The 12,247-nt window shown below is 72.3% G+C and carries 12 protein-coding genes; 8 read left to right on the forward strand and 4 right to left on the reverse strand.

What is annotated here, in order from left to right; genetic code table 11:
* Nucleotides 1–71 precede the first annotated feature (71 nt).
* The gene (locus ACWER9_RS26130; protein ID WP_452304319.1) at nt 72–881 is read left to right on the forward strand and encodes an Fpg/Nei family DNA glycosylase; all 810 of its coding nucleotides are present in this window, start codon (nt 72–74) and stop codon (nt 879–881) included.
* 37 nt (nt 882–918) lie between these two features.
* Here ACWER9_RS26130 and ACWER9_RS26135 read toward each other — a convergent pair whose 3' ends face one another.
* Nucleotides 919–1,800, reverse strand: coding sequence for an aminoglycoside phosphotransferase family protein (locus ACWER9_RS26135; protein ID WP_452304320.1), 882 nt, complete (start codon nt 1,798–1,800; stop codon nt 919–921).
* A gap of 52 nt (nt 1,801–1,852) precedes the next feature.
* On the opposite strand from ACWER9_RS26135, the gene ACWER9_RS26140 reads away from it, so the two are divergent.
* The 4 genes from ACWER9_RS26140 to ACWER9_RS26155 all read left to right on the forward strand — a co-directional run bounded on the left by ACWER9_RS26140 (nt 1,853) and on the right by ACWER9_RS26155 (nt 5,576).
* Nucleotides 1,853–2,704 (forward strand): LLM class flavin-dependent oxidoreductase, encoded by an 852-nt coding sequence (locus tag ACWER9_RS26140; protein ID WP_452304321.1) that lies wholly within the window; start codon nt 1,853–1,855, stop codon nt 2,702–2,704.
* Nucleotides 2,701–3,126 carry a nucleoside deaminase gene (locus tag ACWER9_RS26145; RefSeq protein ID WP_452304322.1) on the forward strand — a complete coding sequence of 142 codons (426 nt, stop codon included), beginning with the start codon at nt 2,701–2,703 and terminating at the stop codon, nt 3,124–3,126. Before ACWER9_RS26140 ends, ACWER9_RS26145 begins: the two co-directional genes overlap by 4 nt.
* A 234-nt stretch (nt 3,127–3,360) precedes the next feature.
* Nucleotides 3,361–4,626 (forward strand): AGE family epimerase/isomerase, encoded by a 1,266-nt coding sequence (locus tag ACWER9_RS26150; protein ID WP_452304323.1) that lies wholly within the window; start codon nt 3,361–3,363, stop codon nt 4,624–4,626.
* On the forward strand, nt 4,623–5,576 hold the full coding sequence (locus tag ACWER9_RS26155) for a carbohydrate kinase family protein (protein ID WP_452304324.1): 954 nt from the start codon (nt 4,623–4,625) through the stop codon (nt 5,574–5,576). Before ACWER9_RS26150 ends, ACWER9_RS26155 begins: the two co-directional genes overlap by 4 nt.
* 184 nt (nt 5,577–5,760) lie before the next feature.
* On the opposite strand, the gene ACWER9_RS26160 is transcribed toward ACWER9_RS26155, so the two are convergent.
* Genes ACWER9_RS26160 through ACWER9_RS26170 form a run of 3 tightly spaced genes read right to left on the reverse strand, consistent with a single transcriptional unit; the run spans nt 5,761 to nt 9,341 of the window.
* Nucleotides 5,761–6,774 carry a LacI family DNA-binding transcriptional regulator gene (locus ACWER9_RS26160; protein ID WP_452304325.1) on the reverse strand — a complete coding sequence of 338 codons (1,014 nt, stop codon included), beginning with the start codon at nt 6,772–6,774 and terminating at the stop codon, nt 5,761–5,763.
* Nucleotides 6,775–6,801: 27 nt separating this feature from the next.
* A complete protein-coding gene (locus ACWER9_RS26165; RefSeq protein WP_452304326.1) occupies nt 6,802–8,181 on the reverse strand; it encodes an FAD-dependent oxidoreductase in 1,380 nt (459 codons plus the stop codon).
* Nucleotides 8,182–8,204: 23 nt separating this feature from the next.
* Nucleotides 8,205–9,341 carry a carboxylate-amine ligase gene (locus ACWER9_RS26170; RefSeq protein WP_452304327.1) on the reverse strand — a complete coding sequence of 379 codons (1,137 nt, stop codon included), beginning with the start codon at nt 9,339–9,341 and terminating at the stop codon, nt 8,205–8,207.
* Nucleotides 9,342–9,503: 162 nt separating this feature from the next.
* Here ACWER9_RS26170 and ACWER9_RS26175 point away from each other — a divergent pair, with 162 nt between their 5' ends.
* The 3 genes from ACWER9_RS26175 (at nt 9,504) to ACWER9_RS26185 (ending at nt 12,140) form a co-directional block, all read left to right on the forward strand.
* Nucleotides 9,504–9,797: a DUF6412 domain-containing protein gene (locus ACWER9_RS26175; protein ID WP_452304328.1), complete on the forward strand. Its 294-nt coding sequence runs from the start codon at nt 9,504–9,506 to the stop codon at nt 9,795–9,797.
* 102 nt (nt 9,798–9,899) lie between these two features.
* Entirely contained in the window at nt 9,900–10,643 is a 744-nt protein-coding gene (locus ACWER9_RS26180; RefSeq protein ID WP_452304329.1) for a YidC/Oxa1 family membrane protein insertase, read from the forward strand.
* 84 nt (nt 10,644–10,727) lie between these two features.
* The gene (locus ACWER9_RS26185; protein ID WP_452304330.1) at nt 10,728–12,140 is read left to right on the forward strand and encodes a carbohydrate-binding protein; all 1,413 of its coding nucleotides are present in this window, start codon (nt 10,728–10,730) and stop codon (nt 12,138–12,140) included.
* Nucleotides 12,141–12,247: the final 107 nt, after the last annotated feature.

The following is a 12,247-nucleotide window of genomic DNA, read 5'->3' on the forward strand; positions in this document are numbered from 1 at the left end:
ATGTGGTGGAAGCGGTGAGCGGTTGGTGGCGTACGTTGGCTGCCTCTACCTGCTGTCTATGCTTGGCACCCGTGCCAGAGGGACACACCATCCACCGCTTGGCGGCCCGTCACGCCGAGCTGTTCGCCGGGGACAAGCTCCATGCCGCCAGCCCGCAGGGCCGCTTCGCCGAGGGTGCCGCCCGACTTTCCGGGACTGTGCTGGAAGGCACCGAGGCGTACGGGAAACACCTGCTGCACCACTACGCCGGTGAGCTGATTTTGCACGTACACCTCGGGTTGTACGGCAAGTTCACCGACGGGCCGGGGGAGCCGCCCGAGCCGGTCGGGCAGGTGCGACTGCGGCTGGCCAGCGACCGGCACTGGCTCGACCTGCGTGGGCCCACGGCCTGTGAGCTGCTCACCCCACCCGAGGTGGCCGCGCTGCGGGAGCGCCTCGGGCCGGACCCGTTGCGCGCCGACGCCGACCCGGAGCGGGCGTACGCCCGGATCGCCCGCAGCCCCACCCCGCTCGCCGCGCTGCTGCTGGACCAGTCGGTGGTGGCCGGCACCGGCCTGATCTTCGTGACCGAGGCGCTGTTCCGGGCCGGGCTTCCACCCACGATGCCGGGCCGACAGTTGACCAGGGCCGGCTGGGACGCGCTCTGGGCCGACCTCGTCGGGCTGATGCGGCTCGCGGTCGCGCACGGCCGGATCGACACGGTACGCGACGCGCACCTCCCGGAGGCGATGGGCCGGCCCGCGCGGGTCGATCGGCACGGTGGCGAGGTGTACGTCTACCGCCGCCCGGGGGCACCCTGCCACGTCTGCGGCACCGAGGTCAGCCGCGGCGAGCTGGCCGGCCGCAACCTCTACTGGTGCCGCACCTGTCAGGTCGGCTGAGCCCTCCACCCCGGCACCCGCCTCGGGCGGCCGGGCCTCAGTCGCCGTCGAGCAGCCAGCGGACCACATCGATCTTCTGCGGGAAGACGGTGCCGTCGGCGACGCTCCAGGCGAGCGTGTGCCCGATCGTCCAGCCTTGGACCCGGTCCCGGTCCAACCCCAGGTCGGCGCTGAGTCGGTCCAGTCGGCGTCGGACGGCGGCCGGTGTGTGGCCCAACTCCGAGCCGCGGACCATCGGTACGGCCGAGAATGCCCGTTCCCCGGTCAGCGGCTTCGGGTCGATCGCCAGCCAGGGCCCTCGGTCGCCGGCGAGCCCGTCGGCGGCGAGGATGTTGCCGGCGTGCAGGTCCTGATTGACGAGCACCTGCTCACCCTGGCTCGACGCCAGGCCGGTGAGCAGGTCGAGCGCCGCGTCGAGCAGCCGCCGTTCGTACGGTCGACCGGCCAGTTCCCAGGCCCGGGGCATCCGGTCGACCCAGCCGGCGGCCTCCTGAGCCAGCGGGGTGAACGGCGCGCCGGCCGGTCGCCAGAGCCGGGGGAGCAGCCCGATCACCGCGTCCAGCGCCTGGTCCGGCGGCAGGTCGTGCAGGGGAGTGCCCGGCCGGCAACGTTCGAGCAGCAGGGCGCGCCGCGCGGGGTCGTGGGCGAGCAGACGGATCGCCGCGTCGCCGTCCCAGTGGGCCAGGGCGTCGGCCTCGTGTCGGCTCTCCTCGTCGGGGTACTGGAGCTTCAGCACCGCAGCCCCGCCGTCGGGCAGGTCGGCGGGGAGCGCCAGTGAGGCGTACGCCTGCCGGAAGGGCGGGCCGAGCCGCAGCGACCAGCGTTCGGCGCACTCCGCCAGCCACGTCGGGAGTGCGGCCAGCCAGGCGCGACCGGCGGGTGACCTGCGTACCCAATCGAGTCCCTGGGGTAGATCCATCTGGCCCTCCTGAGCCGTTCCCACGCCGGTCCACAGTGGCTAGCGTGGACGGGTGCAGATTGGCGTGAACGTACCGAACTTCGCCCCGGGCACCGATCCTGACGCCCTGCGCCGGTGGGCGCAGACGGTGGAGGGTCTCGGGTTCGACCTGTTGATGGTCTCCGATCACATCGCCGTGACGCCGGACGTGGCCGAGCAGTATCCTGCGCCGTTCTACGAACCGTTCACCACGCTGTCCTGGCTGGCCGGGGTGACCATCCGGGTTCGGCTCGGCACCACCGTTCTCATCGTCCCGTACCGGCACCCGCTGCTCACCGCCCGGATGGCGGCGAACCTCAACCGGCTCAGCGGCGGCCGGCTCGTCCTCGGTGTCGGCGTCGGCTGGGCCCGGCAGGAGTTCGAGGCGCTCGACGTGCCGTTCCGGCAGCGCGGCGCGCTGACCGACGAGTACCTGAACACCATGCGTACGGCCTGGGGTGACACCGAGGACTACGACACGGGTGCGATCCCGATCTGGGTCGGTGGCAACAGTGAGGCCGGCATGCGCCGCGCTGTCCTGCTCGGTGACGCCTGGCACCCGCTGCGGGTGACGCCGGCACGGCTGGCCGAGGCGGTCGGACGGCTGACCGACATCGCCGGCGAGCTGGGTCGTCAGGTGCCCGCACTGGTGCCGCGGATCGCGCTCCAGGAGACCCGGGACCCGATCACCGCCCCGGACCGGCTCGCCGGTGTCGGCACCATCGATCAGATCGTCGCGGACCTCGACCAGCTTCGTGAGCTCGGTGCGGAGACGGTCGTGCTGGACCCGTTCAACGGTGACCTGACCGAGATCCGCCAGCCCGAACGCGCCTGGCGAACCCTTGCGGCCGTGGCCGCGTACCGCACATCCCAGGAGGAGCGATGACCCCCGACGACGAGAAGTTTCTCCGCCACGCTGTGGCGATCGCCAGCCGCGCCGGGGCTTCCGGCGAACGGCCGTTCGGCTCGCTGCTTGTCGACGCGGACGGCGTCGTCCTGGTCGAGGACCACAACACGGTGGTCTCCGACGCGGACATCAGCGCCCATCCGGAGCTGAAGCTGGCCCGCTGGGCGGCTCGGGAACTCTCCCCCGAGGTGGCCGCCGGCAGCACCATGCTCACCAGTTGCCAACCCTGCCCGATGTGCGCGACGGCGATCGAGTGGTCCGGCCTCGGGCGGGTGGTGTACGCCCTGTCGACCGAGCAGTTCGAGGAGGTCAAGCCGGCGACCCCGCCGCTGCCCCCGGTCCGCTATGAGGGGCCGGCGCTGTTCGACGAGGCGCGCCAACCCATCGACGACTACTACTGACCCGAACTGTCCTCAGGCGGTGTGACGCAGCCGGAATTGACAGTCGGCCGGCTGCCGGAGCAGGGTTGAGGCGTGACAACGATGTCAACGGACAAAAGGGAAAGGGTCGTCGTATGGTCCTCTTCCGGCCGCGCCCGGTTCGCGGTGTCCCGTTGGCGGTTTTCCGGCGCGGCCCTGCTCCGCCCGCCGATCCTGGCCGTATGTCCCTTTCCTACCCGACGGTGACCAGCTGAAATGACCGACGTGCCCCGATCCGACGCCGAAGCGACCCCCGCTCCCGCAGGGTCGCCAGACCTGCCCGATCTGGACGAGTTCCTCCTCGACCAGACCCGGACGCTGCTCGACACCGCCCGCCGCTCGGTCCGGCCCGAGGGCGGCTTCTGGTGGCTCACCGACGACCGCACCCCGGATCGCGGCGAACCGATCCACACCTGGATCACCTGCCGGATGACCCACGTCGCCGCCCTCGCCCACCGCAACGGCGACCCGGATGCCGCCGCCCTCGTCGACCACGGAGTCGCCGCGCTCAGCACGCTGCTGCGCGACGAGCGGCACGGCGGCTGGTTCAGCGCCGTGGACCAGCAGGGAGCACCCGTCAACGACCGCAAGGCCGGCTACGACCACGCGTTCGTGCTGCTCGCCGCCTCGAGCGCCGCACGCGCCGGACGCCCCGGCGCGGACCTGTTGCTCGCCGACGCCCTGGGTGTCGTACGGGACAGGTTCTGGGACGACGACGCCGGCGCGGTCCGGGAGTCGTGGAACCGGGACTGGACGGTCACCGAGGACTACCGGGGCGCCAACAGCAGCATGCACATGGTCGAGGCGTTCCTCGCCGCTACCGCCGCCACCGCCGACGCGAGCTGGGCCGACCGGGCCCTACGGATCGCCACCCACCTTGTGCACGGTGAGGCGGCCCGGCACGACTGGCGGCTGCCCGAGCACTTCACCACCGACTGGACGCCGCTGCCCGACTACAACCGGGACCAGCCCGCCGACCCGTTCCGGCCGTACGGCTCCACCGTCGGGCACTGGCTGGAGTGGGCCCGGCTGCTGCTGGAGTTGGAGGCGGTGTTGCCGCAGCCACCCCACTGGCTGCTCGCCGACGCCCGTACCCTGTTCGCCGCCGCCGTCCGTCGGGGCTGGGCTGTGGACGGCGCGGACGGCTTCGTCTACACCATCGACTGGGACGACCGGCCGGTGGTGCGCTCCCGGATGCACTGGGTCCTCGCCGAGGCCATCGGCGCGGCGGTCACCCTGCACCGCCGCACCGGAGACGCGGTCTACCTCGACTGGTACCGGGTCTTCTGGGCGTACGCCCGCCGCAACCTCGTCGACCGGACCGGATGGCGGCACGAGTTGGACGCGCAGAACCTGCCCGCCGACACGGTCTGGCACGGCCGACCAGACGTCTACCACGCCTACCAGGCGGTACTGCTGTCCCGCGCGGCCGACGGGCTCGGCGGCCCCGGCCCGCTCGCACAAGGGGAGGTGACCGCGTGATCGTCGTCGCGGGTGAGGCACTCATCGATCTGGTCGTCACCGCCGAGGGGCAGCGGGCCGTGCCCGGTGGCTCCCCGGCCAACGTCGCGGTCACCCTGGCCCGACTCGACCAGCCGGTACGACTGCTGGCCCGGCTGGCCAGCGACGACTACGGTCGGCAACTCGTCGAGCACCTGAGCGCCAACCGGGTGGACCTGGAGTGGGCGGTCCGTGCCGAGGAGCCCACGTCGGTGGCGGTGGCCACCCTGGACGCCGCCGGGCAGGCCAGCTACGAGTTCCGGCTGGCCGGCGCGGCCGACTGGCAGTGGACGCCGCAGGAGCTGCCCGAGCTGGCCGGGTCACCGGCGGTCGCGCTGCACACCGGGTCCCTGGCGCTCGCGTTGGCGCCCGGCGCGGAGGCGCTGGAGGGCCTGCTCGCCCGGGAACACCAGCGGGACGGGCTCACCGTCTCGATCGACCTCAACCTGCGGCCGAGCATCGTCACCGACCGCGCGGCCGAGCAGGAGCGGGTACGCCGGCAGATCCGCCTCGCGCACCTGGTCAAGGCCAGCGACGAAGACCTGGCCTGGCTCTACCCGGACCGTTCGGTGGCCGACGTAATGACCGAGTGGCGTACCGCCGGGGTGTCCTGCGCCGTGGTGACCCGGGGCGGGGAGGGCGTCTGGCTGCTCGCGCCCGACGGCTCGCTGCACGAGGAGCCAGCGGTTCGCACCACGGTGGTCGACACCGTCGGTGCCGGCGACTCGTTCACCGGCGGCCTGCTCGCCGCGCTTGCCGACCTCGACGCGCTCGGTGACCGGCCGGCCGCCCGGCTCGCCACGGTGACCGGCCCGCAGTGGGGTCTGGTGCTCCGACAGGCGGCCACGGTGGCCGCGTTGACCTGCGCCCGCCGAGGCGCCAACCCGCCCACCCGAGCAGAGCTGGAAGCCCTCCAGGCCACCGCGACCTGACCCGCGCCGCCGCCAGCACCGCTGCCGGCATGGGTACGGGCACGGGCACGGGTCGATCATGGACTTGTGGTGGGCGTTCAACGCCGCTTTGCGGCATATGCGAGGCACCACAAGTCCATGATCGACGGGCCAGGCGGGGCGATGCCGGGCCGGGCCGGGCTGGGCTGGGCGGGCCGGGCTGGGGTTAGGTTAGGCCGCGTTTGAGGAGTTTGGTGGGGAGGACTGTCGTGTTGGGTGGGGTGTCGTCTCCGGCGATTCTCTGGAAGAGGCGTTCGGTGGCTACCTTGGCCAACTCCCTGGTGTCGTAGGCGACGACGGTCAGCGGTCGGGGCATCAGGTGGGCCAGTTCGAAGTCGTCGAAGCCGACCAGGGCGGCGTCGCTGCCCCTCCGGTGCAGTTCCTGGAGCGCACCGACGGTGAGCCGGTTGTTGGCGCAGAAGAACGCGGTGGGCGGCTCGGGTAGGTCGAGCAACGCGGCAACCGCTCGCCCGGCCTCCTCGGGAGCGATCAGCCGCTCGCGGACCATCGACTCGTCCGGCTCGACCCCGGCGGCGTCGAGTGCCGCCCGTGCCCCGGCCAGCCGCTCACGCATGGTGGGCACACTCGGCGCACCGAGCAGCAGCCCCACCCGTCGGTGCCCCTCGTCGAGCAGCGCGCTCACCCCGGCCTGGCTGCCACCCCGGTTGTCCAGCAGCACGGCGTCGGCTTGCAGCCCCTGCGGTGGCCGGTCCAGGAACACCACAGGCATGCCCAGCTCGACCTCACGGCGCAGGAACGAGTGGTCGAGGCCCGCCGGCACCACGAGCAGACCGTCGACCCGGCGCTGGGTGAAGTCCTGGAGCAGGGCGCGTTCCCGTTCCGCGTCCTCCTCGGAAGAGGCGGTGATCAGCATGGTGCCATGGGCCGCCGCGATCTCGGCGGCGACGCTTGCGATCGTCGCGTAGAACGGGTTGGCGATCTCCTCGATCAGCAGCCCGACGGTGGCGTTGAGCTGCCGGGAGCGCAGGTTACGGGCGATGTCGTTGCGCCGGAAGCCCAGCTCGGCGATGGCGGCCAGCACGCGGCCGACCAACTCCTGCCCCACCGGCTCGTCGTTGACGACCCGGGAGACCGTCTTCAGGCTGACGTCGGCGCGCCGCGCCACGTCGACCATCGTGGGACGCCGACGTACGGTCGGCCGGATCGGGGTCTGGGTCACGGGGTGGTCCTCCACGGCGGGCGCGGGTCAACGGTCGAGGGCGGCGAGCGCGTCGACCGCTTTTCGGGCGGCGATGAGCACCGGATCCCACACCGGCGCGTACGGCGGAGCGTAGCCCAGGTCCAGTGCCGTCATATCGTCCACCGTCATGCCGTTCCACAGCGCCACGGCCAGTGTGTCGATCCGTTTGGCCGCCTCGGACCAACCGACGATCTGCGCGCCGAGCAACCGGCCGCTGGGCCGTTCGGCGATCAGCTTGACCGTCATCGGCCGGGCACCGGGGTAGTAACCGGCCCGGTTCGTCGACTCGGCGATCACCGAGACGAACTCGAAGCCGGCAGCCGTGGCCTCCTGCTCACGCAGGCCGGTCCGGCCCACCTCCAGGTCGCAGACCTTCGTCACCGCCGTGCCGATCACGCCCGCGAAGGTGGCGTACCCGCCGCCGATGTTGATTCCGGCGACCCGGCCCTGCTTGTTGGCGTGCGTGCCGAGCGGCACGTGCACCGGCAACCCGCTGACCCGGTGCAGCGTCTCCACGCAGTCACCGGCCGCCCAGACACCGGGCAGCCCGGGCACCCGCATCCGGCGGTCGACCCGGATCGCGCCGGTCGGCCCGAGGGGCAGCCCGGCCGCCTCGGCGAGGGCGGTGTTGGGGCGTACGCCGAGACCCAGGACCACGACGTCGGTCGGAATCGGGCCCTCGGCGGTGACCACGGCGGACACCCGGCCGTCCCGTTGTTCCAGGCCGCTCACCGGCAGGCTGGTGCGGATCGTGACGCCGAGACCGCGCATGGCGTCGGCGACCAGTTCGGCCATCTCGGCGTCGACGGTGGCCATGGGCTGCTCGCCCGCCTCCACCAGGGTCACCGAGAGGCCGCGTTGGATCAGTGCCTCGGCGATCTCGACGCCGATGTAGCCGCCGCCGACCACCACGGCCCGGCGTGGCTGTGGATCGGCGTCCAGCCACTCGCGCAGCGCCGCACCGTCGTCGAGGGTCTGCATGCCGAACACGCCGTCGGCGTCGGTGACCGCCCACGGTGGCTTCACCGGCACCGCGCCGGTGGCGTACACCAGGTCGTCGAAGCGTTCGCGGACCTCGCCGCCGCCCGTCAGGTCCTGGGCCACGACCTCGCGGCGTTCCAGGTCGATTGCCGTGACCTCGTGGCGCATCCGGACGTCCATCGCGTACTCGGTGCGGAACGTCTCCGGATCGCGGGCGATCAACGCCTCGGGGCCGGGCACCAGGCCACTGATCCAGTACGGGATGCCGCAGGCCGAGTAGGAGGTGAAGTTGCCCCGCTCGAAGACCACGATCTCCAGGTCGTCGCGCTTGCGGCGGCGTCGGGCCTGGGACGCCGCCGACATTCCGGCGGCGTCCCCGCCGATGACGATCAGCCGTTGCGCCACGGGCTCATCCTGTCACGTGGTGATCAGCCGCGGGTCTGCCGTGCGACGTCCTGCACCACGTCGGTGAGCCGGCCGGTGCGCTCGAACACCGCGCGCTGCCGCGCCGCGCCGCTGCCGTGCCGGCGCAGGCCGCCGAGCAGGTCGGTCACCTCGGCCCAGTCGCCGTGCTGCTCCAGCGCCGGCCGCATCCGCTCCACGAAACGGTCCAACAGCTCCCAGGCCGGGCGCAACTCACCGTTGGTGACGTCGACGGCCTCGCCCTCCAGGCCGTCGTGGGCCGCCCGCCAGTGCGCCCCCACCAGCAGGTGGTGGTCGGTCTGCAACGCCGGCCGGCCGGCCTCGACATCCGCCATGGCGGTGGCCACGAGCGCCCGGACCAGCGCGGCGACGAGCACCGCGTCGTCCACCGACGGGCAGACGTCGCCGATCCGCAGCTCCACCGTCGGGTACTTCGCCGACAGGCGGGCGTACCAGTAGAGCATTCCCTCGTCGAGCATCACCCCGCTGGAGATCAACTGACGGATCAGCCGCTGGTAGTGCTCGTGCGACTCGAGAAACGGCGTCGGTGCCACCGACGGCCAGCGCTCCCACTCCACCGAGCGCCAACTGGCGTAGCCGGTGTCCTCACCACCGGAGAACGGCGAGTTGGTGGTCACCGCGTGCAGCATCGGCAGCCACGGCCGTACGTGGTTGAGCACCTGCACGCCGGTGTCCGGGTCGGGCACTCCCACGTGCACGTGCATGCCGTTGTTGCCGGGGCCGGGGACGAGCAGCCGGAACCGCTCGATCATCCGGTCGAAGCGGGGCTTGTCCACCACCGGCGGCACCGGGCCGTCCACCGGGCCGGTGCCGATGGCGAGCAGGCGTACGCCGGCCCGCTCGGCGGCGTCGGAGAGTGCCCGACGCAGGACACTGAGGGAGTGCCGGATTGAGGAGAGCTCCAGGCCGGGCGGGCTGCCGATCTCGATCTGACTGGTCTGGAACTCCCGCTCCACCTGTCCGCGAAGTTCGGCCGGTACCTGCTCCATGACCAGGTCCACGGCCGGGACCGCGGCCCCGGTGTGCGGGTCGACGAGCAGGAACTCCTCCTCGACACCCACGGTGAGCAACCCGGTGGCCGCAGCCCTGTCGCTGAGCGCCTCCGCCACCTGACCGGTCATCGACATCACCCGTCCGTTCCTACCGTTCGCGGTCCGTCCGCGTCGGTCCCTCGCCTGGTTACCCAACGTGGTGATGCCGGGAAACGTGGCGGCGACACGTCGTGCCGAGGGCTGCCGCCGGTTTCGGCCGGGCGGGGTGACAGCGGGTCCTATGCTGGGCCCGTGCCGGTGCTGGTGAGCTGTGTCGGGGTCGCGTGGTTGTCCACGTTCGCCCAGCTCACGCTGCTTGCCGGCCGCCCTGTCGACCTGCTCGCGGGCGCCGCGTTGACCGCTCTGGTGCTGCTCGCGGTGGTGCTGGCGGCGCGGGTGCACGGCCGGGCTGGCGCCTCCGGTGCCGGGCCACGGTGGGCCGGCCTGCGGGCCCGCTCGCGAGGTCGCCGAATGCCCCGCCAGATCGACCCGGATGCCGCCGGGCGGCCTCGTCCCCGCGCGCCCGGGCACCCCTCGGCCGCGTAGCGCCTCGCCGCCGCGCGGCCGATCCCGCCGTCACCGGCCCCCCTTGCTGAGCGGATGCCGCCCGGGGGAGGGCCTCACCGGAATCGGACCGAGGGGTTTCCCATGCTTGCCTTCGCACCACTGCGCGATGCTGTCGGCGCTGCCGGCAGCGCGTTGTCCTGGCTCACCGATCTGCTCGAACCACTTGCCGGCGGTGTGGCGACCGCCGCCGCGATCGTGCTCTTCACCGTCGCCGTCCGCCTGCTGATCTCGCCGCTGACCGTCGCGCAGGTCCGCGGCGAGCGGCGCCGCGCGGCGCTCGCCCCGCAGGTGCGTGACCTCCAGCAGCGGTACGCCGACGACCCGGCGACGCTTCAACGCGAGGTGTTCACGTTGTACCGCGAGGCCGGCGCGAACCCGATCGCCGGCTGCCTGCCGTTGCTGATCCAGGCACCGTTCCTGCTGGTGCTCTACCGGCTCTTCGCCACCGACGAGGGCGGCACCGGGCTGCTTGACGAGCGACTCGCCGGGGTGCCGCTGGGTCACCATCTCACCGACGGGCTGGCCGGTGCTGCCGGACCGCTCTTCGGCATCCTGCTCGTGGTGTTGCTGGTGGTCGCCTGGTGGTCGTCGCGGCGGGCCCGCCGGGCGTCGGCGGCGGTGGGCACCGTGGCCGGTACGCCGACCGAAGGGCCGGGAGCGGCCACGCTCGGCCGGCTGCTGCCCCTGCTGCCGTTCACGACGGTGCTGGTGGCGCTGGTGCTGCCGCTCGCCGCAGTGATCTATCTGGTGACCACGAGCGTGTGGTCGGCCATCGAGCAGGCGGTGCTCCGCCGACCGCAGGCGGCTCGGCAAGCGGCTCAATAGATCGACGTTGACAAATGTGAAGACGGGACGTACAACTCTCAGAGAGCGCTCTCTCGACTCCGTCCCCCGCAGAGAGGCATCGTCATGTCACCTCCCTCGGCAGCCCTCGCCGCCCCGCTCGCCCGACGCCGGCGGCGGCTGGCCTCCGTCCTGCTCGTCGCCACCACCACCGTTCTGGCCGGCGTCACCGTCACCGCGCAGGCGGCCGTGCCCCCACCCCCGACCGGCTGGAGCACGGTCTGGAGCGACGACTTCACCGGTGCCGCCGGCACCCTGCCGTCGTCCGCCAACTGGATCATCGACACCGGCCACAGCTATCCCGGCGGTCCGGGCAACTGGGGCACCGGCGAGATCCAGAACTACACCGCGAGCACCGCAAACGTCAGCCACGACGGCGGTGGCAACCTGCGGATCACACCGCTGCGCGACAGCGGCGGCGGCTGGACCTCCGCCCGGATCGAGACCGTACGCAGCAACTTCAAGGCCCCCTCCGGCGGCGTGCTCGCCATCGAGGGTCGGATCCAGATGCCGAACGTCACCGGAGCGGCGGCCGCCGGCTACTGGCCGGCGTTCTGGGCGCTCGGCGCGCCCTACCGGGGCAACTACCAGAACTGGCCGGGCATCGGTGAGTTCGACGTGATGGAGAACGTCAACGGCATCAACTCGGTCTGGGGCGTACTGCACTGCGGCGTCGCGCCGGGTGGGCCGTGCAACGAGTCCAACGGCCTCGGCGCGTCCCGGGCCTGTCCCGGTTCGAGCTGCCAGTCCGCGTTCCACACGTACCGGTTCGAGTGGGACGCCTCGATCAGCCCGCAACAACTGCGCTGGTACGTCGACGGGCAGCTCTACCACACCGTCACGTCTAGCCAGGTCGGTGCGTCCGCCTGGTCGCAGATGACCTCGCACCAGGGCTACTTCCTGCTGCTCAACGTCGCGATGGGCGGTGCCTTCCCGAACGGCGTGGCCGGCAGCGGCACGCCGACCGCGGCCACCGTCCCCGGTCGACCGATGCTCGTCGACTACGTGGCGGTGTACCAGCGGGGGAGCGGCACCACCCGGCCGCCCACCACCACGCCGCCGCCCAGCGGCGCGAGGGACGCGTACGCGCAGATCCAGGCCGAGTCGTTCAACGGGCAGAACGGGGTGCTTGTCGAGGCGTGCTCGGAGGGCGGGCAGAACATCGCCGCGCTGCGCAACGGCGACTGGGCGCGCTACGACAATGTCGAGTTCGGCTCCGCCTCGCCCCGGGACTTCCTGGCCCGGGTGGCCTCCGGCGCGGGTGGCGGTGCGAGTGGGCTCGTCGAGGTGCGGTTGGACAGCCCGACCGCGACACCGATCGGCAGCTTCGCGATCGGCAACACCGGCGGATGGCAGAGCTGGCGGTCGGTGCCCGGAAACGTGGCGGCGGTGACCGGCCGGCACTCCGTGTACCTGACCTTCACCAGCGGCCAGCCGAACGACTTCGTCAACGTCAACTGGTTCACCTTCCGCCGCTGAGCGGACCCGCTCGGTCGTCGTACCTCATGCTCGTGATCGTGGTGCGCACGCCGCTTGTCGCGCGCCGGTGCGGCCAGGCGGGGGCTGCCGGTCGCGGCCCAGACGGC

The organism is Micromonospora sp. NPDC003944, assembly GCF_053605225.1.